The sequence below is a fragment of the Bacillus sp. SG20033 genome (genome assembly GCF_044570195.1).
GTDB lineage: Bacteria > Bacillota > Bacilli > Bacillales > Bacillaceae > Bacillus > Bacillus subtilis.
In genome coordinates this window covers 3,802,907-3,826,886 of sequence record NZ_CP172606.1, presented here as the reverse complement: position 1 = coordinate 3,826,886, position 23,980 = coordinate 3,802,907, and the positions used below count along the sequence as shown (strand labels likewise).

The following is a 23,980-nucleotide window of genomic DNA, read 5'->3' as shown; positions in this document are numbered from 1 at the left end:
TAACACTCACATTTTAAAAGAATAAAGAGCGGCGATCCAGATTCTTCGTGAAAAATACGGGCAGATTTCTTTAAAACCAGCTTGCACCTGCGTTAAAATAAACACATATGATAACGTTCGTGAAGCTTGAAACATCAAATAAAGGGGGAGGATTATATGAACTTTTACAGAGTCGAACAAATGCCGGGGTTCATCAAAACAGAAATGCAAAAAATTCAAAAGGCCGTACAGCCTTTCATGAAAAAAACCGTCATTTACCGTTTTCTTGCTATTCCGCTTGCTGCATTCTCTCTCTTTAATTTAGCTGCTTTTCTATTTCATGCTTCAGCTGACAGGGAGTCCCTGATCAGCGCAGGCATATTCGCCATTTTGGCGGCGCTCGGGCTCGCATTTTTTAAAGAGGCAGGCTATCAGCATAAACAAATCCAAAAAACGGTTCACATCTATATGCTGAACAGGATCAAAAAGAGCGAAATCCTTTCAGAAGAGCGGAAAAGCTCCTACGCACGACAAATAAAGGAAGAGCCTTTTGCGATGCGGAGTTTTGTTGAATTTTTGACTGAGGAAGACAGACGCAAAAAAATGTATTAAAGAAGAGATGCACCCGGATTTCTGGGATTTTCCAGACGATCCGGGTGTGTTTTTTTGCATGCAGACACCCGAAATAAAAAGCGCGGTTTCGGATTGATTCCGACTTCATCCGTTTTTTTGTTATTTATTTCTGGGTAACAGCGTTGCTTTGTTGATTTCTTCTACTAGAGATGTCTATTGTATGCTTGCTTCAGGATTTGGTGTTTACGCCGGCCTGCTTTGAATAGTCAAATAAAATAGGCATGGTTCCGTTTATATGGAACTCATGCCCTGTCCTGTCTCATCATTATTCAAACACCGGATCATCCTCATAATAATAAGAATCCGGATCATCATACGAAGGCGTGTTCTCAAAAGCAGCAATGCCGATTACCACCAGCACGAAAATGGCTACAATGATCCCGATCAGGACAGTAACGATACTGGATGCTGCATAAAACAGCTGCATTTTTATAAATGTCCCGTAATTTTCAAGCATGCTTTCGCCAGCGCTGCCGGCTAGATTTCCTTCGGCTTCCGCGGCTGCTTTTGCTGAGCGCATCAAAAATACGCCTGATATAATGAGCAGCACGCCCGGGATGGCGCCAATCACTGTCATCAAAACAGACAGAGTGACAAGCGATCCCATAATGATTAACAAGATGCCAGAAATTTTGCCCCACTTGGCAATGTCGGATAGCGACTTGACAGCAGAGGCGCTCAGCTGGCGGGTCTCCTGTTCAACAGGTGCAGTCTCCTCTTCAACGAGGCTATTTTCTTCATTATGATTTTCAATTTCGTTTTCATCTTTATCCAGACTAATCATGAAAGCTCTCTCCCTAAAATTTTTAAATCGTATCTTTTTCCGTCCATTTCGGCGATGCCGGGGAATAGTCCCCATTCTGCAAACCCGTGCTTTTCAAACAGCTTCAGGCTTGGTTTATTATGCCCGAAAATGAAGGCCATAAGTGAGCGAATGCCAAGATCCGGGGCAATGCGGAGCGCTTCTTGAAGCAAATATGATCCAACACCTTTGCCGCGGCATGCTTCGTCAATGTATATGCTGACCTCCGCTGTTTTATTATAGGCTGGCCTTCCATAAAATGTTTCAAAGCTGATCCAGGCAGCGACGTTTCCGTTTTCATCCTCGGCCACATAGAGCGGACGTGCCTCTGTATGTCCCGAAAACCATTCCATCCGGTCTTCAGGAGTTACCGGTTCGGTATCGGCTGTTACCATTCGAGAAGCAATCGTTGAATTATAAATCGCCACAACAGCCTCCAAGTCTTTATGTTCAGCAAGGCGCAATGTCATGTTCATACGTTTTTGGCACTCCTCTCAAAAAAATACATATTTTCGTTCAGTCTGTGCAAACTACATCTAAAAAAGTTTTTTTGGATAGGTTGTATATATTTTCAGAAAAGTGTTCAGAATGTTGCTGAGGTGATGAAACAATGAGAGAGGAAGAAAAGAAAACTTCTCAAGTCAAAAAACTTCAGCAGTTTTTTCGTAAACGCTGGGTGTTCCCTGCAATTTACTTAGTCAGTGCGGCCGTCATTTTAACAGCTGTCCTTTGGTATCAATCAGTATCAAATGATGAGGTAAAGGATCAGTTGGCTGATAACGGCGGAAACTCCGCATATGACAACAACGACGATGCAGTTGAAGTAGGAAAGTCAATGGAAAATGTCGCAATGCCGGTTGTTGATTCTGAAAACGTTTCTGTTGTGAAAAAGTTCTATGAAACCGATGCCGCAAAAGAAGAGAAAGAAGCAGCACTCGTTACCTATAATAACACGTACAGCCTAAGCAAAGGAATTGACTTAGCTGAGAAAGACGGAAAAGATTTCGATGTCTCTGCTTCTCTGAGCGGTACGGTTGTTAAAGCTGAAAAAGATCCAGTGCTGGGATATGTTGTGGAAGTAGAACATGCCGACGGTTTATCGACTGTGTATCAATCTCTTTCCGAAGTAAGCGTTGAGCAAGGTGACAAAATAAAACAAAATCAAGTGATCGGAAAATCTGGCAAGAACCTTTACAGTGAAGACAGCGGAAACCACGTGCACTTTGAAATCCGTAAAGATGGGGTCGCAATGAATCCGTTAAACTTTATGGACAAACCAGTTTCTTCTATTGAAAAAGCAGCAGCTGCTGAAGAAAAAGCTGCCACCCAAGAAACAGAAGAATCCATTCAGCAATCTTCCGAGAAAAAGGACGGATCAACTGAAAAAGGAACAGAAGAAAAATCCGGTGAGAAAAAGGATGATTCAACTGACAAATCTGGTTCTAAAGAAAGCAGCACAACAGAAGACACTGAACAGTCTTAATGAAGAAAACGTCTATCCTTGTGATGGGCGTTTTTTTCTGTTACTTTTTGCTTTGTTTTACCGTCTATGTTGTTACATGTAGGCACGTACGTTATAAAGGAGGTTATGTCATGAACCGCCTATTGCTCGCAGGCTGGATCTTTTTTATCCTGCTTTCTGTCTGTACGGAAAGCTTCAGCGGCATGGTCGTATCGCAAACGGTGGCTTTTCATTTTCAGCCGCACCCTGATCTGTCTCAATTTTTAGTTATGGATTTTACTGAGCTTACTGTACCTGAAGCGTTTATTCAAAAAATCGGACACGCGTTTTCCTTCTTTGTGCTGACATATTTGCTGTGGAAACAGCGGGGCAGCATAAGATCAGCTGCAGCCGGCTCATTTGCGTTTGCTTTTTTCACAGAAGTTCTTCAGCTCTTCTTCAGCAGGAATGGTTGTATCCGGGATGTGCTCATCGATGCTGTTGGAATTGGGTTGTTTTATGGTTTATATGTGTTGGCGAAGCGAAGAAAACAAGAGATGTATGAGAAATATTAAAGCCGGCTGTCTTGATTTCAGACGCCGGCTTTTGTCTTTCTTAGAAATTTTGATCGGTTGGTTTTTTCGTCAGTTTATTGATGATGGCTTCATAGATCCTCACGATCAAATCGACGAACGGGCGAAGCAGATCTGAAAATCTAAAGAAAAGGAACCCGATAATGATGGCGACAACGAGGCTGCCCAATACATCTACCGGATAGTGATGTCCCACCCAAATTCTCGAAAAGCCTGTCAAAAGCCCAAAAATGACAAGCGGCCAGCCGATTTTGCGGTTTCTGAAAAGCATCGCAATAGAAATCGCTAATGCACCTGTCGTATGGTCACTTGGAAATGAAGCATCCGCAGCATGCGGAATCAGTGTATGCACTGTATGCGCAACGAACGGGCGCGGTTCGAAATAAACAAGCGTAATCAAATAGTTGATCACAAGGCCTGCAATTCCTGTGATGCCTGCGTATAGCACATGTTTTCTGCTTTGTGTGTTCCCAAACAGCCAGATTGCCAATAGGATAAGGGCATAGGCGACAATGGCATATTCCGTGATGAAGACCATAATGGAATCGAGAACTGAATTGTGATGAGATAGTCCATGGATTGCTTTAAAAATTTCGTAGTTCAAATAATCACCTTTTACATTTTTATATTTAGTAGACTAATCTTACTCATGAAAAGTTTCAAATAAAAATAGAGATTGTCTGAAATAACGGCGCTTGAAGAGAATTCGAAGAGGAATCGCGGTTTCTGGGGGGATTCTGTGCACAAAAAAGAGATCCGGAGTGTCCGAATCTCGTACCGATATTAAAGTGCTTTAGGTCCTTCTTCGCCTGTGCGGATGTTGATCGTATTGCTGATTTCATAGACAAATATTTTACCGTCACCTGGTGATCCCGTTTTCAGCACCCTTTTAGCGGTCTCTGTCACTTGATCAACAGGAACCTTGCTGACCACAATTTCTATTTTTAAACGCTCGTATACATTGCTTTCTATTTTTACCCCTCGATAGAGCTCCGTATGTGCTTTTTGAAGGCCGCAGCCGTGTACATTGGAGAAAGTCAGAGAGGTCACTCCGATTTTTCCGAGTTCCTGCTTCAGCTTTTCAAAATTTGCCGGACGCGTTACAATTTCTACCTTGAACATTTGACCGCTCATAGCGTCACTCCTCACATAGAATCTTGATATGCTTTTTCCCCGTGCATCGTTAAGTCAAGCCCAAGTGACTCTTCTTCTTCAGTTGCGCGAAGGGGAAGGAAGAGGCTTACAATTTTAATAATAACGAAAGTGACAATAAATACAAAAACATAAGTGGCAGCGATGGCGACGATTTGTTTCCAGATTAAGCTTGCATCACCGTAAAATAACCCATCTGCGCCCGCTGAGTTAACAGAAGTTGTTGCGAATAATCCTGTTGCGATTCCGCCCCATGTGCCGCCGATCCCGTGCAGGCCAAAGGCGTCAAGCGCGTCGTCGTATCCGAATTTCTTTTTAAGCGAGAATACTCCCCAGAAACAAACTGCCCCGCCGATGATGCCGATAATAATAGAAGCGAACGGTGTGACAAATCCGGCAGCCGGCGTAATGGCGACAAGCCCGGCGATTGCGCCAGATACCGCTCCGAGCATTGTCGGTTTTTTGTTAATGATCCATTCTACTAAGATCCAGCCGGCGATCCCGGCTGCAGCCGCGGTGTTTGTGTTGATGAACGCGTACATGGCTACACCATCTAAAGTCAAAGCGCTGCCGACGTTAAAGCCGAACCAGCCGAACCAAATCAAAGCTCCTCCTAAGAAGGTGTAAATGAGGTTATGCGGAGAAGACGCTGTACCGTCTTTCCGTTTGCCGAGCACAATGGCAAGAACAAGTCCTGCCACACCGGAGGAAATATGAACAACATTGCCGCCAGCAAAATCGAGCGCTCCAAGCTGGCCGATCCAGCCGCCGCCCCATACCCAGTGCGCTACGGGTGTGTAAACCAAAGAGGCCCATAAAACCGAGAATAAAAGAAAAGCGCCGAATCGCATCCGCTCTGCGAAGGCCCCGGAAATAATCGCTGTAGTCAGAACGGCGAACGTCATTTGGAACATCATAAATAACGAGTGGGGGATGGTATCGCTGTAATCTCCCGGATCAAATCCGACCCCTTTGAGGCCGGCCCACTCCAGCCCGCCGATGATTGAATTGCCTGGTGCGAAGGCAAGTGTATATCCGAACAGCACCCAAACGATGGAAACGATGGCAATGGAAGAGAAACTGTGCATGGCAGTGCTCAGCACATTTTTGCTCTTTACCATTCCTCCATAAAATAACGCTAATCCCGGGGTCATCAGCCACACGAGTAAAGCGCAAAAGAACATAAAAACTGTATCGCCCATTTGCATGTCTCATTCCTCCGTATCTTTCAGAATAAAAAGCAATTATTATATTTCTTCATTATAGAGAAAAAAGAATGATAAAACATTTTCATGTAAGATTTCCTGACATGGTTTTTAAGGAATGTTATCGAGGGACGGAAAGAAAGGAGAACGACATTTTTTACGATATAAGACTTTGTATCTATAAAAGAAGCTATTCATATGAGCTGAAAAGGGAATTGACATTAATTAGAATACTATATACTGTATTAAGTGTACTATATCAAATAATACACTGAGGGGGATGTATGATGAATAAAGGCGGCAGGCTGAGGAAAGCGGTACGCAAGTCGATTCCCGCGACGTTCCGATTGTTTTTAGCCTTTAATTTTTTCGTGTACGGTCTGGCGAAAGTGGTAATTGGCCAGTTTGGCGAGGTGACGCCTGAAATCGAGGCGGCTGCCGGGAAGGGGTTTACGATCGCGTGGACATTTTTCGGTTATTCTCATGTCTATGAACTGTTTATAGGTTTTGGTGAAATCCTGGCAGCTGTTTTATTACTGATTCCGCGAACGGCTGCATTAGGGGCGGTTATTTTTATGCCCATTATTTTGAACATCGTCTTGATTAACTATTGTTTTGATATTGGCGTGCAGGATCTTAGCACGATATTAATGGTTATGTGTCTTCTCCTGCTTTGGATGGACCGCCGCAAATTCATGGGCATTTTCAGGCAGGAACCGATAGACAGCAGGCAGGTGATGAAGCGATGACGCCCCTTATGATTACTGTGCTTGCCGGTTTGTTCGTATGCACAACCTGTTACTACTACATAAAAGAAAAATCATGAGAAAACGCTCCTTCTGAGAATTTCACAAGCATCATAAAAGAACTTAGGCAGTGTGAAGAGTAAAATATGCAATGTGAGAAACACTAACAGTATCAGGAGGAGACGTATGATGAATACACTCAACATTGATTTTCAAAAAACAGCATTGGTTATCATTGATTTACAAAAGGGGATTGTGCCGATTGATCAAAGCGGCCAGGTTGTCCCGAACGCGAAAAAGCTCGTAGATGAATTTCGGAAACATAACGGGTTCATCAGCTTTGTAAATGTAGCCTTTCATGATGGAGCGGACGCCCTGAAGCCGCAAACGGATGAGCCTGCGCAGGGAGGTTCAGGGGAAATGCCGGCGGACTGGGCCGAATTTGTTCCGGAAATCGGTGTGCAGGATGGCGATTATACTGTGACAAAACGGCAATGGGGTGCTTTTTTTGGCACAGATTTAGACTTGCAGCTGAGACGTCGCGGCATTGATACGATTGTATTGTGCGGCATCGCAACGAATATCGGGGTGGAAAGCACAGCACGGGAGGCATTTCAGCTTGGCTATCAGCAGATTTTTATTACAGATGCCATGTCCACATTTAGCGATGAAGAGCATGAAGCCACACTGCGCTTTATTTTCCCGAGAATCGGTAAATCGCGGACAACGGAAGAGTTTCTGGAACAAGTGAAATGATGTTATCGAAAAAAAGCCGGGCTGTTTTTTTAACAGCGGTGGCTTCGGGAACAATGCTGAATCCGCTGAACTCGTCTATGATCTCTCTTGCGCTCCATAGCATCCAGCATGAGTTTCGCCTCTCGTTTACAACGGTTTCCTGGCTGATTTCCTCGTTTTACTTGGCGAGTGCCGTAGCGCAGCCCGTAACGGGAAAGCTCGGTGATTTGATTGGGCGGAAACGCTTGTTTTTATTCGGGCTTATTCTTGTTGCGGTTTCTGCCATCGGAGCGCCGTTTGCGCCGACGTTTATGACATTATTGGTCATGCGGCTGTTTCAATCGGTGGGGAGCAGTGCGATTTATCCGTCAGGTGTCGGCTTGATTCGGAATCATATTCATGAGCGCCAAGCTTCAGCCTTGGCTGTACTCTCTATTTTTGCGTCCGCCATGACGGCGCTGGGGCCGACAGTCGGCGGGTTTTTGATTGTATGGGGAGGCTGGCCGGCGATCTTTATCGTTAATTTGCCGTTTATTATCCTCAGCTTCTTATTGGGCCTGTATATGTTCCCGAAAGATCAGAAAAAAGGGGCAGGAATCAAAACCATTATTCGGCAGCTCGATATTCTTGGAATTGTTTTATTTGCCGGGGGAATCATTTTCCTTCTATCCTTTTTGCTGTCGTTCAGCACGTCGCCGCATGCGGTTGAAGGTGTGCTTGGCTTGCTTCTGCTCTGTGCGTTTGTCTGGCGCGAGCTGAAAACGGATAAGCCGTTTATTGATGTCCGTCTGTTTAAAACACAGCGAAACCTGTCAGCCGTGTATGTTCAGTTTATTTTATTGAATGTTTTCTTCTATTGTTTATTTTTTGGTTTGCCAAGTTACTTTCAGGATGAAATGCATCTTTCTGTTCAAACGAGCGGCCTGTTTATGCTGTTTATGTCTGGAATGAGCATCGTTGTGTCACCTCTAACCGGCAAATGGATCGACCGATCTGGTGTCGTCAAGCCGATCTTTGCGGGAGCGCTTTTGATGACGGCTGGAGCCGTGCTCTTAACCATCTTTTTTATCAATGTCCAGACCATCGGTAAAGGCCTCATTCTGTCGCTCTTGGGTATAGGCTACGGACTGGGCAATGTCGCGCTTCAGGCAGCGATACTGGAAACGAGTCCTTCCAACATGGTAGGAACGACTTCAGGCCTGTTTCAAACCTGCCGTTACCTAGGATCGATTTTGTCTTCGGTGATCCTTGGCATTCTTTTTGGTAAAGAAATCACGGCAGCCCATTTTGATATGATGGGAATCATTATGATTATAGCGGGCGGAGCAAGCCTGTTAATGGCTGTGAGATTTGCTGCATTAATGAAAACTGCATCTTAAGAAAGAGACGGGCTCTGAGGTCTGTCTCTTTTTCTTGTTTAAGCTGTTCAAATACAAACGGGAAAATTGTATATCATAGCCAGTGTTATTGTCTGACTCTTCAGTTATATTAAGTGACATCTAATGTCAAAAAACATAACGTGTGACGACATATAGACAATATGGAAAGGGGAGCCGGCTATGAAATTAAAAGAGAGTCAGCAGCAATCCAACAGGCTGAGCAATGAAGATCTGGTGCCTTTGGGACAGGAAAAACGGACGTGGAAAGCAATGAACTTTGCCTCCATTTGGATGGGATGTATACATAACATACCGACCTACGCGACCGTGGGAGGATTAATTGCGATCGGCCTTTCGCCTTGGCAGGTGCTGGCGATCATTATTACGGCATCACTTATCCTATTTGGCGCTCTTGCCTTAAACGGCCATGCGGGGACAAAATACGGGCTGCCGTTTCCAGTGATCATTCGGGCTTCTTACGGGATATACGGCGCGAATATCCCCGCGCTTCTAAGGGCGTTTACAGCTATCATGTGGCTTGGCATCCAGACCTTTGCGGGTAGCACGGCACTGAACATTTTGCTTTTGAATATGTGGCCAGGCTGGGGAGAAATTGGCGGCGAGTGGAACATTCTCGGCATTCACTTGTCCGGTTTGCTTTCCTTTGTATTCTTTTGGGCTATTCATTTACTCGTATTGCATCACGGCATGGAGTCGATTAAACGTTTTGAGGTGTGGGCAGGGCCTTTAGTGTATCTGGTATTTGGCGGCATGGTATGGTGGGCCGTTGATATTGCCGGAGGATTGGGCCCGATATACTCTCAACCAGGAAAGTTTCATACGTTTTCAGAAACATTCTGGCCGTTTGCTGCCGGAGTTACTGGCATCATCGGCATCTGGGCGACATTGATCTTAAATATACCTGATTTTACACGCTTTGCTGAAACACAAAAAGAGCAGATCAAAGGACAATTTTACGGTTTACCGGGAACGTTTGCGCTGTTCGCATTCGCAAGTATTACGGTGACCTCCGGCTCGCAGGTCGCGTTCGGAGAGCCGATTTGGGATGTTGTCGATATTTTGGCGCGATTTGATAACCCTTATGTCATCGTCTTGTCCGTGATCACGCTCTGCATCGCCACGATCTCTGTAAATGTCGCGGCGAACATCGTATCGCCCGCTTATGATATAGCGAATGCCCTGCCGAAATATATCAATTTCAAACGTGGCAGCTTTATCACAGCGTTGCTCGCTTTATTTACGGTTCCGTGGAAGCTGATGGAGAGCGCGACAAGCGTGTATGCGTTTCTTGGCTTAATAGGCGGCATGCTTGGACCGGTGGCAGGCGTGATGATGGCCGACTATTTTATCATTCGCAAATGTGAGCTCTCGGTAGATGACCTGTATTCCGAAACAGGACGGTATGTGTATTGGAAGGGCTACAATTACCGTGCGTTTGCAGCCACAATGTTAGGAGCGCTGATTTCGCTGATTGGCATGTATGTTCCTGCATTGAAGAGCTTATACGATATTTCTTGGTTTGTAGGTGTGCTGATTTCCTTTCTTTTCTACATTGTTCTGATGCGTGTTCACCCGCCTGCATCATTGGCAATTGAAACGGTTGAACATGCGCAGGTCAGCCAGGCTGAATAAGATCTATTTAGACGGTATATTTTCATATTTTTGAATGGTTTTCCATAAATAGAACATTTATAATGGTTTTAGAAATCTATTCTAAAACGAAATGGGAATCGAAAATGAGAAAATGGTATTTTATTCTTTTGGCGGGTGTTTTAACGTCTGTCATCCTCGCTTTCGTTTATGATAAGACAAAAGCGAATGAGGAAGGATCTGGGGATTATCTGTATGTTTCGCCAAATGGCAGTGATCAAAATGAAGGAACAAAAGAAAAGCCGTTTCGTACATTGGCACACGCATCTGAGAAGGCTGCTGCCGGCACAACTGTCATGATTCGGGAGGGCACGTATCATGAGACCCTTGATGTAAAGCACAGCGGTACGGACGGAAAGCCTGTCACATTCCGAAACTATGAAAATGAAAACGTCGTGATTAGCGGTGAATCCGTTACGGACGCTGAATATGAAACACCGCTTATTCGTATTCACGATAAACATGACATTGCCATCAGCGGTTTAACAATTCAAGATCTTTCTGTTTCATCTGAGGAAGCAACTGCTATAGGGATTTATGTATCAGGGTCCAGCAGTCATATCGCCATTAAGGATAATCACATCCGGGGTATTAAGACAACTGCGGATGAAGGAAATGCTCACGGAATCGCAGTTTATGGGACTGGCAGCATGAAAGACATCCGAATCGAGGACAATACAGTTGAGAAACTGACGCTTGGAGCGAGTGAAGCAGTTGTGCTGAATGGTAATATCGACGGCTTCACAGTTGCAGGCAATGTGGTCCGCAACAATAACAACATCGGGATTGATCTAATTGGTTATGAGGGAACCGCGGATAAAAACGATTACGTGCGAAACGGAGTCGTAGAAAACAATACAGTTTATCAAAACTCCACTTACGGCAATCCTGCTTATGGAGATGAATACTCAGCGGGCGGGATTTATGTCGATGGAGGACACGATATCGAAATTAAGAACAACACAGTTTACGATAACGATATTGGGATTGAAGCAACGTCTGAACACAAAGGAAAGTATGCAAATGCCATTCAGATCACAGACAACAAAGTGTACAACAATGCTTACACCGGTATTTCAATCGGAGGATATGACAAAAAGCGGGGCGGCACCAGCAATTCTCTGATTGCCCGCAATATTATGTACCGGAATGACACAAAGGGACTGTACGGCGGACAGCTGCTGCTGCAGTACGATACGAAAAACAACACAATTGAAAAGAATATATTGACCGCCGGTGATTCCAGATTATTTATCGGAAACGATTTTACAGAAAATGAAGGAAATACGGTCAATCATAACGTGTACCACAAGGAAGCGGATCAAGACGGCATATGGATGTGGAAAAAGAAAGAATATGATTCATTCTCTTCGTATCGAAAAACAACAAAAAACGATCAGCAATCCATTTATGCCGATCCGATGTTTCGTGATGAAGCGTCCTATGATTTTTCGTTAGATCCTGATTCACCTGCGCGGCCTGTCATTGAATAATTGCTATAAGCGGCGTTCTCTCGTTCAACCGAGAGGGACGCCGTTTTTTATATGCAAAAAAGACTGCCGGGATTTCCCGGCAGTCTGACAAGTTATTCTGCAATAGACACTTTTCCTTCAGCCTCAGCAGGTTTTTTCTGGCTCCACGTGTAGAGAAGCAGAGCAATTAAAACGAACAGCCCCGCTGTTAAATAAATGGCAGAGAAGCCGGCAGATGCTACAAACAATCCGAATACATACGATCCTACAGCAATTCCGCTGTCAAAGAAGGTAAAGAACGTTGCCGTTGCAAAACCGGAGCGGTGAGCCGGAGATTTCTGAATCGCCAATGTTTGCATGCAAGGAACGATTGATCCGTAGCCAAGACCGATAACCGCCCCTGAAAGCAGAAGCATTAAGCCGCTATGTGTGAAGGACAGCATGCAGAGTCCAACAGAGAAAATCAGGATTGATGGATAAATGACAATGCCCGGTCCGACTTTGTCGAACAATTTCCCTGTGAACGGGCGTGCAATCATCATTGTCACCGCAAAGCAAACAAAGAAATATCCGCTGATATCCGAAAGGTCAACTGATTTGGCGAATACAGACAGATATGATGTGACTGTTGAATAACAGAAAGAAATAAACAAACCGACCGTCGCAATTTTGAGTGCGCCCTTTTCAAACATATCCGAGAACGCAAAACGGAATACAGTCGTACCGCTGTCCTTACTTTGCGGCACTTTTATCAAGAACGAAACAAGTAAGCCCGCAACCATAAACAGCGCAAAGGCTGTAAAGAATACAGGAAAGCTTACCACTCTCATCAAATTCAGACCAAGGAAAGGCCCGATCGCCATAGCGAGGTTCATAGACATGGCAAAGTATCCAAGCCCTTCACCGCGCCGTTTGGCTGGAATAATATCAGCGGCAATTGCACCTGTAACAGTCGTTAAAATGCTGAACCAAATTCCTTGGAAGAACCGCAATCCGAGCAGCAGGGAAAAGTTATGAATCGGCATATACAGAAAAGATGATAGGGCGAAGAGCGCCATTGATACAATCGCCATTCTTTTCTTCCCGAAACGCTCAACGATGGCTCCGGAGAAAGGCCGTGTAATGATCGCAGACAGAAGGAACAGGCTGATTAAAAGCCCGCCTTGTGATTCTGTGCCGCCAAGCTCTTGCAGTGTATAGATCGGCAATACAGTTAAAAATGTATAAAAGAACACAAACACAAATAAATTGACAAGCAGGACCATAATAAAATCCTTGGTCCATATCGCATCCGCTTTTTTCAAATGTATGTCACTTCCTTATTTTCATTGTTGTAAAAACATGCGGAATAAATGAGAAAAAGCTTCTTTATCTTCATCCCGGAAATCTGCAAGCAGCTCTTCCTCGAATTTCAGCATTTTCACATTGATTTCTTCGTATTTTTTCTCGGCTTCTTTTGTGAGGACAACAAGTTTTTCCCGTTTGTCTTCACCTTGCCGTCTCTGAACCCAGCCGTTCTCCTCCAGGCGTTTGATCGTCCGAGTCACAGTCGGCGCTTCCACATTTAAATAGGACCAAATCTCTTTTTGAGTCATTGGTCCGATCGTACGCAAACAATATAAAACTGACCATTGAGATGAATAAAGGCCGAATGGCTCTAGCTGTTCATTGGCTTTCTTGGCAATCAGGCGGGCGCTTTGGTTGATTTGATGAATGAGGTGTCTGTTGACGTAGGACATGTCGGTCTCCTTCTAAAAAACTTACCTAAGTAACTAATTGCTTATTTCATTTTACAGGAGCGATCAATAGTTGTAAAGATGAAAATTTAGTGACGCGAAATAGTTTGCTGAATCTGAAAAAGTTCGTTTCACCCCTTGTCCTTATTGAGTTTTTAGCATATTCCCAAAAGAATGCTAATACACTGTTACAAACCTAACAAAGAGAGTGTTTGAGGTGAGGGATCGTGGGCATATTTCACAAACTTACTTTTAAAACCATACAACGAAGAAGCGGCATAATGAACGACTCTTTACAGAATACGGATCTCATTTCACACTTCTCACATCCATTTTAGGGAGGTCGAGTGGTGTGCATGATTACATCAAAGAGCGAACAATCAAGATAGGGAAGTACATCGTGGAGACGAAGAAAACCGTTCGTGTCATTGCGAAGGAATTTGGTGTTTCCAAAAGTACAGTACACAAGGATTTAACAGAGCGTCTGCCTGAAATTAACCCCGACTTGGCAAACGAAGTGAAAGAAATACTCGATTATCATAAATCCATCAGGCATTTAAGAGGAGGAGAAGCGACAAAGCTCAAATATAAAAAAGATGAAATTCTCGAAGGAGAGCCTGTTCAGCAATCGTAATCACCTGGCATTGCCTTCTTGAAATCGTTCATAAAACATCCGCAAAAATTTGTAAAGAACTTATTGTGCTTCCAACTTTTTTTCTATATTTTATGATAATATATATAATTAGGGCACAATGTGGATATTTACTGTGAAACAGATTTTCAAGGAGGATATAAATAGATGTTTGCAAGGGATATTGGTATTGACCTCGGTACTGCAAATGTACTGATCCATGTTAAAGGTAAAGGAATTGTTCTGAATGAACCTTCCGTTGTTGCACTTGATAAAAACAGCGGCAAAGTGCTGGCGGTTGGCGAAGAGGCAAGACGAATGGTTGGACGTACACCTGGGAATATTGTTGCGATTCGCCCGCTGAAAGACGGAGTTATTGCTGACTTTGAAGTAACAGAAGCAATGCTGAAACATTTTATTAACAAGCTGAATGTAAAAGGCCTGTTCTCAAAGCCGCGCATGCTCATTTGCTGCCCGACGAATATTACATCCGTTGAGCAAAAAGCAATTAAAGAAGCTGCAGAAAAAAGCGGCGGGAAACATGTGTACCTTGAAGAAGAACCTAAAGTTGCCGCTATCGGCGCGGGTATGGAAATATTCCAGCCAAGCGGTAACATGGTTGTAGACATCGGAGGCGGGACGACGGATATCGCGGTTATTTCAATGGGCGATATTGTCACCTCCTCTTCTATTAAAATGGCTGGGGACAAGTTTGACATGGAAATCTTAAATTATATCAAACGCGAGTACAAGCTGCTGATCGGCGAACGTACTGCGGAGGATATTAAGATTAAAGTCGCAACTGTTTTCCCAGACGCACGTCACGAGGAAATTTCCATTCGCGGACGGGACATGGTTTCCGGTCTTCCAAGAACAATTACAGTAAACAGTAAAGAAGTTGAAGAAGCCCTTCGTGAATCTGTCGCTGTTATTGTTCAGGCTGCGAAACAAGTGCTCGAAAGAACACCGCCTGAACTTTCTGCTGATATTATTGACCGCGGCGTTATTATTACCGGCGGAGGCGCGCTCTTAAACGGCCTTGACCAGCTGCTTGCTGAAGAGCTGAAGGTACCGGTCCTCGTTGCTGAAAATCCTATGGATTGCGTAGCCATCGGCACAGGTGTCATGCTTGATAATATGGACAAGCTTCCTAAACGCAAACTAAGCTGATTTCACAAACCTCATTCTGAAAAAGAATGAGGTTTTTTTATGAAAAAGCCTTCACGAAAAGATGTTAAATGACGATAATAGGATAAAATACTGAGTTTTTATTATAGAACGAACGTTCCTATATGACAACTGGAAAAAATGCCATTTTTAGAGGTGGGAAATTTGTTAAAAGGATTATATACAGCAACATCCGCAATGATTGCCCAGCAGCGAAGAACGGAAATGCTTTCAAATAATATTGCTAACGCAAATACATCAGGATATAAAGCTGATCAAGGCTCTATGCGCGCGTTCCCTGAGATGCTGCTCAGCAGAATAGAATCAAAATCTCCGGCCGGGACATCAAGGACGGAAATCGGTTCCGTGAATACCGGAGTATATATGCAGGAGCTCAAGCCTCTCTTTACACAGGGAAGCCTGAAGTCCACAGACCAGCCTACAGACATTGCATTGATCGAAAATCAAGTTCCGATGAGTGCGGAAACCAATGAAAAAGCTGCTCTTTTTTATCCGGTTCAAACAGCGGATGGAATCCGTTATTCAAAAAGCAGCACATTTTCACTAAATGAGAACAATCAGCTGACGATCAACGGACGCCCTATTTTATCGACGGATCGCCAGCCAATCACTGTTGATAATGAGAATTTCACTGTGTCTGAAAACGGTACTGTGACAACGAACGGACGCACAGCCGGCCAGATTGATGTCAGAATGGCGGAAGATGTCCGCAATCTCAAACGGGACGGAAATGATTTGTACAGCACGGCGGACGGTAATGATCTGCCAAGCGCAGCCGGAAATAATCAGGTAGCCTATTCATTAAAACAAGGCGTCTCAGAGCTTTCAAACGTGGATGTGACAAGCGCCTATACAGAAATGACTGAAGCGTACAGATCGTTTGAGGCGAATCAGAAGGTTATTCAGGCTTACGATAAAAGTATGGATAAAGCAGCAAATGAAATTGGAAAAATTTAAGATAACGGAAGAAAAAAACGGGGGACATCAACTATGCTCAGGTCAATGCTAACGGCATCAACAACCTTAAACCAGCTGCAGCAGCAGATTGACACAATCAGCAGCAACCTTTCAAACAGCAACACAACCGGCTATAAGGCAAAAGATACGAATTTTTCTGAGCTTGTCAGACAGCAATTCGATCAGGTTGATGAAAAAAACGAGGAAGTGGCAAAAGCCCGAAAAACGCCGCCCGGCTTGCGCCTTGGCGTCGGAGCGATGATGAGTTCACGCCTAGTCTCTGATCAAGGAAGCATTCAGAAGACCGATCGCGATCTGGATATCGCATTTACGTCTCCATACCAGTATCTTCAGGTAAATGTAAATGGAAACCGCCAGTATACGAGGGACGGGGCGCTGTATGTAACGCCGTCCGCTGCGAATGCCAACCAGCTGCAGCTCGTCACTGGAAATGGGTATCCCGTACTTGATGAGAACGGCAATACAGTGAACATCGACAGCTCAATGAAGAATATCACCATTAATAAGAACGGCACCTTAACCGCATCTGACGGAAACGCGGTTCAGCGGTTTAATCTTGGCGTTGTCCAAGTGAATAACCCTCAAGAGCTGAAATCCGAAGGGAATAACCTTTTCTCTATTGATAATGTGGCAGCTTTTGAAGAGCTGAAAGGCGCTAATAGACAAAACATCGGCATGCAGCAGGGCTCACTTGAGATGTCCAATGTCGATATTTCAGAACAAATGACAGATTTGATCACGTCCCAGCGTTCATATCAGCTGAACAGCAGAACGATCACAATGGGAGATCAAATGCTCGGTTTAATCAATTCAGTCAGATAATAAGAAAATGGGCGTTTTTCAATCAGCCGCGCATGATAAAAAAAGCGGCTTTTTCGAAATCGTCCTTTTTTTTGTAGTATTCCGTAATATCTTCTAACAGCACTTCTAAATCCACCCACGCCTCGATTTTTTCTAATTCAAGCACATATTCGAGCAACTGCTCATAAGGGTCTTCGGCTGATGTGTAGAGGGCTTCAAGCGTTTTTAATTTTAAATAAATGGTTTGAATGTCTACCTTTTCAGATAATTCTTTTCCTTTTTGAAGGACGGCTTTAGCTTCTGTGATGTTCCCTGTTTTAAAAAGCGCTCTGACAGACTCGTACACACAATGAAGATATGAGACTGGTGAATTCATTTCAAATTCTTGATTCTTTAATACTTTTCTAAAGTAAAGAAGCGCTTCCTGGTCTTTTTTCTCGGTCGCTTTTAAAAAGCCAAGGTTATAATAAGCGTGGCATAGCAGGTTTTCGTCATGTAGTTGCTGGGTTTTCTTAATGATTTCTTTGAAAAGCTGTTCAGCTTTTTCATAGCGTTCTTGATCAATATAATTCACGGCGAGCAAAAGTTTACAGGTGATTACCTTTTTGATATAGCCGAATTGGTGCAAATAGATGTGTAATGCTTTTTTGACGTATTGGATGGAAAGCGGCGGTGATTTCATCAAGTAATAGGCGCCGGCGGTTTGATAATATAAATCAGCGGCTTCAAACGTATTTTGAATGGCGGCCAGGTACTGTTCAGCTTTTTTAAAATGATGTACTGCATGTTTCGGAGCTGTTTTTACCATCTCGTATAACCCAGAGAAAAAATACAGATAATATTTCAATTCATCATCCATTTTGTCTTCCAGGCCATATAGGTCATCGAACAATGAATCGAGTCCGTTCTGGTTTTCAAAAAGCAGCTGATGGCGGGCCTGAAACAATTGATAACGCATCCAAAGTTTTGTGTTCTTTTTGATCTTCGGAAGGTGCTGGTCAATTTTCTCTTTCAGTGTGCAAACGTGATTCATTTTGCGTTTGCTCATTGCGGAATACCACTCGTCTAACATGTTTAGCATTCTTTTTTCAATAAACTTCGAAATCATTTTCCTACCTCTTTGCTATTGGTAAAATCTATAATTATCATATCATAACTTTTGACGGCTCTCATTGACAGTTGGTTACATTTTAGCGCGGTTGAAAAAGAGATTAATTCATAATATACTTTTCAAATGTACAGATTGGATCTTTGATGATTGCTATACATACTAATGCAGATGAAGGAGATGTCAAGACAATGCTTGATACTCAGCAAATTAAAGAAATTATTCCTCACCGTTATCCGTTTTTGCTTGTGGATCGGATTACGGAAGTTGAAGAGGGCAAACGGGCAAAAGGCTATAAAAATGTAACCGCTAATGAAGAGTTCTTTAACGGACATTTTCCTCAGTACCCAGTTATGCCCGGCGTATTAATCGTAGAAGCACTCGCTCAAGTCGGAGCTGTTGCGATGTTGATTAAAGAAGAAAACCGCGGCAGACTGGCTTTTTTTGCAGGCATTGATAACTGCCGCTTTAAAAAACAAGTCAAGCCTGGTGACCAGCTTCACCTTGAGGTTGAAATCATTCGTGCCCGCGGCACAATCGGGCGCGGAAAAGGCGTTGCCACAGTTGATGGCGAAGTCGTTTGCGAAGTAGAACTGACTTTTGCCCTCGGAGAATAATTGAAAAAAGGCAAATGGCCAGCGGCACATTTGTCTTTTTTTCTTTACAAATATAGAAAAGCAGGTGATTGTATGTGGAATGAATTTAAAGCCTTTGCCATGCGGGGGAATATCGTAGACCTTGCGATTGGTGTTGTGATAGGCGGCGCTTTCGGAAAGATCGTCACATCTCTAGTAAATGATATCATTATGCCTTTGGTCGGTTTGCTGCTGGGAGGGCTTGACTTTTCAGGCCTGTCGTTTACGTTTGGCGATGCTGTAGTGAAATATGGAAGTTTTATACAGACGATTGTGAACTTCTTAATTATATCGTTCTCCATTTTTATCGTCATTCGGACTTTGAATGGGTTAAGGCGCAAAAAAGAAGCAGCAGAAGAAGAGGCTGCGGAGGAAGCAGTGGATGCGCAGGAGGAGCTGCTGAAAGAAATCAGAGACCTGCTGAAGCAGCAAGCAAAGTCGCCGGAATAAAAAAGATGCCGTTAGAAACGGCGTCTTTTTTTATCTCAATTTTCGTTTAGGTTCGTTCTGTGTCCTTCAGTTCTGCAGGGCTTCCTGTTGTTTCAGCGAGATGAATGAGCATTGAGACAGAGGTGCCTGCATCCGGAGTGCTGCTGATCATCAACTCGCTTCCGCAAAAATGTTTCAGCCGCTGATTGATATTTTTCAATCCGACGCTGCGATCAAAATCCGTTGATAAGAGATCTATTTGTTTTTCCGGAGTTATCCCGGGACCGTTATCCTCTACTTTGATGTGATACTCATTTTTGCTTTGTTTTTTAGCTGTCAGTTTGATCCATCCTCCGCCTCTTTTCTTGCTGACACCATGAAGAACGGCATTTTCCACCAAGGGCTGAATCATTAAAGGCGGAAGGATAAAGTCAATGTCTTCATCTATATCGAAAAGAACCTCAAGCCGATTACCGAATCGCGTCTTTTCTATAGAAAGATAGGAATTGATAATTGAAAGCTCATGTCTGAAGGAACTGATGGCTGATGTATTTTGAAAGTCAAAACTCATTCTTAAATAGTTGGTAAATTCCTCTGTTACCTCCCGGGCCTTTTCAATATCCAAATGAGTGAGAGAAATAATCGTGTTTAATACATTATAAAGAAAATGAGGCTTGATTTGCGACTGGAGAAACGCCATTTCCATTCTTGTGGCTTGATTTGCTGTATGTTTCATCATGATCAGGTTTTGAATACGCGCCATAAATTCAGAGTAATGATAAGGTTTTTGCAAAATGTCATTCGCTCCGGCATGAAAAGCCTTGTATTTGTCATGGCCGATAATGGCAGCTGTAATGATCAGAACCGGAAGATCAACCATGCTGAATCGTTCACGAATTTTCATACAGACTTCGAAACCAGTCATATCCGGCATCATCAAGTCCAAAATAACCAAATCAAGGTTTGTGCAAGAGATGATTTCTAATGCTTCCTTTCCGTTCTTCGCAGCAATCACATTGTAGGGCACACCTTCAAGCATATCGCTCAAAATTTTTAAACTGTCAATGTTATCATCGACAATCAGGATGGTTGGAGCGTCAATATGCTCAGAGTAATAAGGCGTGCTAAATGAGATATCTGATAGATCTCTCTCGGATTGTAATTCAGGAAGGCGTTTTTTTGTTTCAGATACAGGTTCATACTGGGCGATCGGCAAGGTGAAATGGAATGCCGAACCTTTTCCTTCTTCCGATTCGACCCAAATGTCTCCGTTATGGAGCTGAACCAGCTGTTTGACAATGCTGAGGCCAAGACCGGCACCATCGTCTTTATTCTTTTCGGCTTGCTGAAAAGACTCAAAGATGGTTTGGCGATCGGCTTCTGAAATGCCGCTTCCTGTATCCGCTACTGTCACTTTGATCATGTTGTCGTTCAGTCTTGAAGCAGAAAGTGTGATTTGGCCCTCTGTTGTATATTTGATTGCATTGTCTACCAAATTGGTTAATATTTGGCGGAAGCGGTTTTCATCTGCGAGCACTAAAGGAAGATCGTCAGGGATATGGTTCATCATATTCAAGTTTTTATGTCTCGATAAAAGATTGTAGAAATTCATTTCCGAACAAACTAAAGTATAAATATCAACAGGAACCGGGTGGATTTGAAGCATGCCCTGCTTTATTTTTTCTAAATCCAGGATGTCATTTACCAGATTGGACAGCCTGTAGCCCATGCGGATGACGAGCTGCATGTTTTCTCTCTCTTCTTCTATCGTTCTTTTTCCTTTGCCGGCCAGCAGGGTCTGGCATATATTAATGATGCTGTTCAGCGGTGTTTTGAATTCATGTGATGTTTTGGCAATAAATTCATCCTTTAGCCGGTCACTTCTGAGCAATTTCCACGACAGCACTTCATTTTCACGGAATGCTCCGGCAAATTGCTGCGCCATCAGCAGAACGATCGCCAGTAAAGCGATAACTGTTGGCAATGAATAAATCGAATTAAAAGAAAAGGCCGTTTTGCCGCTGTAAGCTGAAATGGTGGTTAAAATGACAAAAGCACTCATTGATATAGATGCAATAGTAAGATACAGACTTCCTTCCATTTTGCGGATCGCAGCAATCGTAAAAATATATGTAATATAAACCAGAGTCGAGACGGCTAGCACAGAATGTAAGATGTACGAGGCATGGCCGATAAAACCCACGGTTAAAAAATCTGTGACTAAGACCAGCCCGGAAGAAACAGTGGCAATGCGAATAAAACGCTTTGAAACAATCCCTCTGTAAGCAAAAAAGAGATAGAGAAAAACCGCAATGCTGACGAGCACAGTAGAGATTGCCCTCAATGAATTTAGCAGTGAAAATGAAATTGACGGATAGAGGAGAAATATAATCCGCTCTTTTCCGATCATCAGAATAATGAACGAAAACAGAAGACACATAACAGAAAAAAACAACAAATGTTTATCTTTTTTTCTTTGCAGGAAAAAGCCCAGAAAATATAATCCGGTAATGAAAAAAGCTGTAATCATGATTGTATCATTAAGAAAGGAAATTTTGTTTTCCCGCACTATTTGCTCCTGGGTGCCAAAAGTAATTGGCTTTGCGATTCCCCATCCCGGCGTTTTTCCGAAGTTCGAAAATTGTACGACAAGTTCATTGTCACCCTTGTGAAGCGTAAAAAAGCTCGTATATGGGCGGTTTTGTGCCGCAAAATCAGGTTTATTTGAAGGGTTGCCGCTTTGGCCAATGAATTGTCCATTAAAATAGATGCGATTGGCACTGTAAATAAACGACGTGCTGATCCCAAAAACCTGATTGTCTTGCTTTGATCTGATGGTCAGCTTATACGTTCCGTAATCCACATTGATACCCTGCTTGGCTAGCTTCACATTGCTGGGGACATCAACGAAGAGAGGATCTTTTCCTTTTGCTGAAGCGATCTCTTTTGGTGACAGAATCTGATTTGGATACAATGTCCATTCTCCGTTCAGCTGTACATTCCCATCCTTCTGAAAATTCCACTTCTCCAGGTTCATGACCCCATGCCTTGCCGCAGGAAGCGTTGTTCCGGAAAAATGGTCAATGGCAATGAAAACCATAAAAAATGCAGCGTAACCGAAAATAATTGAAGTAAAGATGAATTTTTCTTTCATATTATAGCTCCTTTATTCAAGCAGGCTCATTCTAAATTCCTACCTTTTTATAAATATTGTAAGTGCAAAATTTCAAAAACTACAATAGAAAGAAAAAGAATCCAGATAAAGGGGTTATTTGTCATGATATAATAGAAGTTATTTACTGATATCTCGATTTTACATATAGGGTGGGATGTTTTGTGAAAGCGTTAATTGTTGATGATGAGCACTTGGCATTGCTTCATTTTAAGAAAATGCTTGAACGAACAAACGCCTTTCAATCTATTATGGCGTATCAAGATCCAGTTGAAGCCTTAGAGCATCCTGAGACTCCTGCTGTAGATGCGGTGTTTCTTGATATTGAAATGCCGGGGGTAAACGGCATTGAGCTTGCTGAGGCGATTCAATCGATGAATGAAAACATCCAAGTCGTTTTCATCACGGCTTATAATGAGTTTGCTATCAAAGCGTTTGAGCTAAATGCCATTGATTATTTGCTGAAGCCTGTCATATACAAGCGGCTTGAGACAACTGTTGAACGAATCAAAACGAATAATATGCTCAGACAAAATGCAGAAAATACTGAGGCGCATTTTTCCATCCAATGCTTTGGGAGCTTGCAGTTTCATCAAACCTTAAAGGATGTCAAAACAAGCATTCCAGTCAAGTGGAGAACGTCGAAAGCACGTGAAATATACTTATTTTTGCTTCACAATCAAGGCCATGTGGTCAGTAAAGAAATGCTAATCGATCTTTTTTGGCCTCATTACGATGTTTCAAAAGCAAGCACCCAACTTTACTCCACCATTTACCAAATACGAAAATTATTCAGCCAGATCCCTTTCAGCCAAACTATCGAGAAGACTGATACTGGATATATTCTTCGGCTTTCAGGCGCAAAAATCGATGTTGTCGAATGGGAAAAATCACTAAAAGGGGCGCCGCCGCTCAATACGGCTACATTACATCTGCACATGGATATTTTCATGTCCTATCAAAATCATTACCTAATGGAGCACGGTTATCTTTGGGCAGAACCGGAAAAGACGCGTCTTTCCCAGCTTTGGCTTGGAAAGGCTTATGAACTGATCGATTATCATATTCATGAAATGAACGATCATCAAGCGATGGACATTTGCCTGCAAGCCGAGAAAATTGAGCCATGCGATCATAAAATTATGCAATACAAGCTGCAGCTATTCAACAAAAACGGGAAGGTAGAAGAGGCGATAAAAGAATATCAGCGTTACAAACAAATGAAGGATCAAATTAATTAAAGAACTCCAAACCAGTATGTGTCGATTGCCTTTCGATGCACACTGGTTTTTTTGTGCACTTAAAGGGAAGGCCCTCGCCATATGTCTCCTGGGTGAAACTTCAACTCTCTCCAATTCACTTCAATCATACATGATTTCTGAGTTGTACAGAAATTGTATAGTTCCATTTCATACAATGTAGTTTGGTTCGGATGGCAAATCTTAGTTTTGAAACTCATTCGGTATTAGCAGTTCTTTTTGGGGGATGAGACAT

At 43.1% G+C, this 23,980-nt stretch carries 26 protein-coding genes and 1 pseudogene; 16 read left to right on the top strand and 11 right to left on the bottom strand.

What is annotated here, in order from left to right:
* The first annotated feature begins 156 nt into the window (after positions 1 to 156).
* Entirely contained in the window at positions 157 to 591 is a 435-nt protein-coding gene (locus ACFVP7_RS20080; RefSeq protein ID WP_015251026.1) for a YwnF family protein, read from the top strand.
* Here ACFVP7_RS20080 and ACFVP7_RS20075 read toward each other — a convergent pair.
* The 3 genes from ACFVP7_RS20075 to ACFVP7_RS20065 all read right to left on the bottom strand — a co-directional run bounded on the left by ACFVP7_RS20075 (position 588) and on the right by ACFVP7_RS20065 (position 1,884).
* On the bottom strand, positions 588 to 719 hold the full coding sequence (locus ACFVP7_RS20075) for a hypothetical protein (RefSeq protein ID WP_396583275.1): 132 nt from the start codon (positions 717 to 719) through the stop codon (positions 588 to 590). The two genes, ACFVP7_RS20080 and ACFVP7_RS20075, sit on opposite strands and share 4 nt — an antisense overlap.
* Positions 720 to 877: 158 nt before the next feature.
* Entirely contained in the window at positions 878 to 1,396 is a 519-nt protein-coding gene (locus ACFVP7_RS20070; RefSeq protein ID WP_144500493.1) for a DUF5362 family protein, read from the bottom strand.
* Positions 1,393 to 1,884 carry a GNAT family N-acetyltransferase gene (locus tag ACFVP7_RS20065; protein ID WP_133954625.1) on the bottom strand — a complete coding sequence of 164 codons (492 nt, stop codon included), beginning with the start codon at positions 1,882 to 1,884 and terminating at the stop codon, positions 1,393 to 1,395. Before ACFVP7_RS20065 ends, ACFVP7_RS20070 begins: the two co-directional genes overlap by 4 nt.
* A 140-nt stretch (positions 1,885 to 2,024) precedes the next feature.
* On the opposite strand from ACFVP7_RS20065, the gene spoIIQ reads away from it, so the two are divergent.
* Together spoIIQ and ACFVP7_RS20055 are read left to right on the top strand one after the other, a co-directional pair.
* On the top strand, positions 2,025 to 2,897 hold the full coding sequence (spoIIQ, locus tag ACFVP7_RS20060) for a stage II sporulation protein spoIIQ (protein ID WP_021480797.1): 873 nt from the start codon (positions 2,025 to 2,027) through the stop codon (positions 2,895 to 2,897).
* A gap of 110 nt (positions 2,898 to 3,007) precedes the next feature.
* The gene (locus ACFVP7_RS20055; RefSeq protein ID WP_003227753.1) at positions 3,008 to 3,430 is read left to right on the top strand and encodes a VanZ family protein; all 423 of its coding nucleotides are present in this window, start codon (positions 3,008 to 3,010) and stop codon (positions 3,428 to 3,430) included.
* A 40-nt stretch (positions 3,431 to 3,470) separates the two neighbouring features.
* On the opposite strand, the gene bcrC is transcribed toward ACFVP7_RS20055, so the two are convergent.
* The 3 genes from bcrC to amtB form a co-directional block, all read right to left on the bottom strand.
* Positions 3,471 to 4,052, bottom strand: a complete 582-nt coding sequence (gene bcrC, locus ACFVP7_RS20050; RefSeq protein ID WP_015714854.1) for an undecaprenyl-diphosphate phosphatase BcrC — start codon at positions 4,050 to 4,052, stop codon at positions 3,471 to 3,473.
* Positions 4,053 to 4,231: 179 nt separating this feature from the next.
* Positions 4,232 to 4,582, bottom strand: coding sequence for a P-II family nitrogen regulator (locus tag ACFVP7_RS20045; protein WP_161619160.1), 351 nt, complete (start codon positions 4,580 to 4,582; stop codon positions 4,232 to 4,234).
* 11 nt (positions 4,583 to 4,593) lie between these two features.
* Positions 4,594 to 5,808, bottom strand: coding sequence for an ammonium transporter AmtB (gene amtB / locus ACFVP7_RS20040; RefSeq protein WP_003227757.1), 1,215 nt, complete (start codon positions 5,806 to 5,808; stop codon positions 4,594 to 4,596).
* 281 nt (positions 5,809 to 6,089) lie between these two features.
* Between amtB and ACFVP7_RS20035 the strand changes: the two genes are divergently transcribed.
* The 5 genes from ACFVP7_RS20035 to ACFVP7_RS20015 all read left to right on the top strand — a co-directional run bounded on the left by ACFVP7_RS20035 (position 6,090) and on the right by ACFVP7_RS20015 (position 11,829).
* Entirely contained in the window at positions 6,090 to 6,554 is a 465-nt protein-coding gene (locus ACFVP7_RS20035) for a hypothetical protein (protein ID WP_396582783.1), read from the top strand.
* 183 nt (positions 6,555 to 6,737) lie between these two features.
* On the top strand, positions 6,738 to 7,307 hold the full coding sequence (locus ACFVP7_RS20030) for a hydrolase (RefSeq protein WP_003227761.1): 570 nt from the start codon (positions 6,738 to 6,740) through the stop codon (positions 7,305 to 7,307).
* Complete coding sequence (locus tag ACFVP7_RS20025; protein WP_396583274.1) at positions 7,307 to 8,665, top strand: MFS transporter; 1,359 nt, start codon at positions 7,307 to 7,309, stop codon at positions 8,663 to 8,665. The genes ACFVP7_RS20030 and ACFVP7_RS20025 overlap by 1 nt, the downstream gene beginning before the upstream one ends.
* Positions 8,666 to 8,845: 180 nt before the next feature.
* Positions 8,846 to 10,318: an allantoin permease gene (pucI, locus tag ACFVP7_RS20020; protein WP_198878441.1), complete on the top strand. Its 1,473-nt coding sequence runs from the start codon at positions 8,846 to 8,848 to the stop codon at positions 10,316 to 10,318.
* A 104-nt stretch (positions 10,319 to 10,422) separates the two neighbouring features.
* Entirely contained in the window at positions 10,423 to 11,829 is a 1,407-nt protein-coding gene (locus ACFVP7_RS20015; RefSeq protein ID WP_396582781.1) for a nitrous oxide reductase family maturation protein NosD, read from the top strand.
* Between the two features lie 92 nt (positions 11,830 to 11,921).
* On the opposite strand, the gene ACFVP7_RS20010 is transcribed toward ACFVP7_RS20015, so the two are convergent.
* Positions 11,922 to 13,112: an MFS transporter gene (locus tag ACFVP7_RS20010; protein ID WP_003227769.1), complete on the bottom strand. Its 1,191-nt coding sequence runs from the start codon at positions 13,110 to 13,112 to the stop codon at positions 11,922 to 11,924.
* Positions 13,113 to 13,133: 21 nt separating this feature from the next.
* Entirely contained in the window at positions 13,134 to 13,547 is a 414-nt protein-coding gene (locus ACFVP7_RS20005; RefSeq protein WP_003227771.1) for a MarR family winged helix-turn-helix transcriptional regulator, read from the bottom strand.
* A gap of 224 nt (positions 13,548 to 13,771) precedes the next feature.
* On the opposite strand from ACFVP7_RS20005, the gene ACFVP7_RS20000 reads away from it, so the two are divergent.
* From ACFVP7_RS20000 to flhP, 5 genes are all read left to right on the top strand, one after another.
* Entirely contained in the window at positions 13,772 to 13,882 is a 111-nt protein-coding gene (locus ACFVP7_RS20000; RefSeq protein WP_010886628.1) for a protein usd, read from the top strand.
* Positions 13,883 to 13,896: 14 nt separating this feature from the next.
* Positions 13,897 to 14,178: a sporulation transcriptional regulator SpoIIID gene (gene spoIIID, locus ACFVP7_RS19995; RefSeq protein ID WP_003221804.1), complete on the top strand. Its 282-nt coding sequence runs from the start codon at positions 13,897 to 13,899 to the stop codon at positions 14,176 to 14,178.
* 165 nt (positions 14,179 to 14,343) lie between these two features.
* On the top strand, positions 14,344 to 15,345 hold the full coding sequence (gene mbl / locus ACFVP7_RS19990) for a cell shape-determining protein Mbl (protein ID WP_003227776.1): 1,002 nt from the start codon (positions 14,344 to 14,346) through the stop codon (positions 15,343 to 15,345).
* 162 nt (positions 15,346 to 15,507) lie between these two features.
* Positions 15,508 to 16,320 carry a flagellar hook-basal body complex protein FlhO gene (gene flhO, locus ACFVP7_RS19985; protein WP_003244097.1) on the top strand — a complete coding sequence of 271 codons (813 nt, stop codon included), beginning with the start codon at positions 15,508 to 15,510 and terminating at the stop codon, positions 16,318 to 16,320.
* Positions 16,321 to 16,353: 33 nt separating this feature from the next.
* Positions 16,354 to 17,163, top strand: coding sequence for a flagellar hook-basal body complex protein FlhP (gene flhP / locus ACFVP7_RS19980; RefSeq protein ID WP_396582778.1), 810 nt, complete (start codon positions 16,354 to 16,356; stop codon positions 17,161 to 17,163).
* Positions 17,164 to 17,185: 22 nt separating this feature from the next.
* Here the strand turns inward: flhP and rapD are convergent, their stop codons facing one another.
* The gene (gene rapD / locus ACFVP7_RS19975) at positions 17,186 to 18,250 is read right to left on the bottom strand and encodes an aspartate phosphatase RapD (RefSeq protein ID WP_014478211.1); all 1,065 of its coding nucleotides are present in this window, start codon (positions 18,248 to 18,250) and stop codon (positions 17,186 to 17,188) included.
* 191 nt (positions 18,251 to 18,441) lie between these two features.
* Here rapD and fabZ point away from each other — a divergent pair, with 191 nt between their 5' ends.
* Together fabZ and mscL are read left to right on the top strand one after the other, a co-directional pair.
* Positions 18,442 to 18,867, top strand: coding sequence for a 3-hydroxyacyl-ACP dehydratase FabZ (gene fabZ, locus ACFVP7_RS19970; RefSeq protein WP_003221796.1), 426 nt, complete (start codon positions 18,442 to 18,444; stop codon positions 18,865 to 18,867).
* A 72-nt stretch (positions 18,868 to 18,939) separates the two neighbouring features.
* On the top strand, positions 18,940 to 19,335 hold the full coding sequence (gene mscL, locus ACFVP7_RS19965) for a large conductance mechanosensitive channel protein MscL (RefSeq protein ID WP_021445844.1): 396 nt from the start codon (positions 18,940 to 18,942) through the stop codon (positions 19,333 to 19,335).
* A 46-nt stretch (positions 19,336 to 19,381) separates the two neighbouring features.
* On the opposite strand, the gene ACFVP7_RS19960 is transcribed toward mscL, so the two are convergent.
* Both ACFVP7_RS19960 and ACFVP7_RS19955 read right to left on the bottom strand, forming a co-directional pair.
* Positions 19,382 to 20,353, bottom strand: a complete 972-nt coding sequence (locus ACFVP7_RS19960; RefSeq protein ID WP_396583273.1) for a histidine kinase — start codon at positions 20,351 to 20,353, stop codon at positions 19,382 to 19,384.
* Positions 20,354 to 20,530: 177 nt separating this feature from the next.
* Positions 20,531 to 21,844, bottom strand: a pseudogene (locus ACFVP7_RS19955) (ATP-binding protein); the annotation flags it as partial.
* A gap of 806 nt (positions 21,845 to 22,650) precedes the next feature.
* Between ACFVP7_RS19955 and ACFVP7_RS19950 the strand changes: the two are divergent.
* Entirely contained in the window at positions 22,651 to 23,727 is a 1,077-nt protein-coding gene (locus tag ACFVP7_RS19950) for a response regulator (protein ID WP_044052439.1), read from the top strand.
* The last annotated feature ends 253 nt before the right edge of the window (positions 23,728 to 23,980 follow it).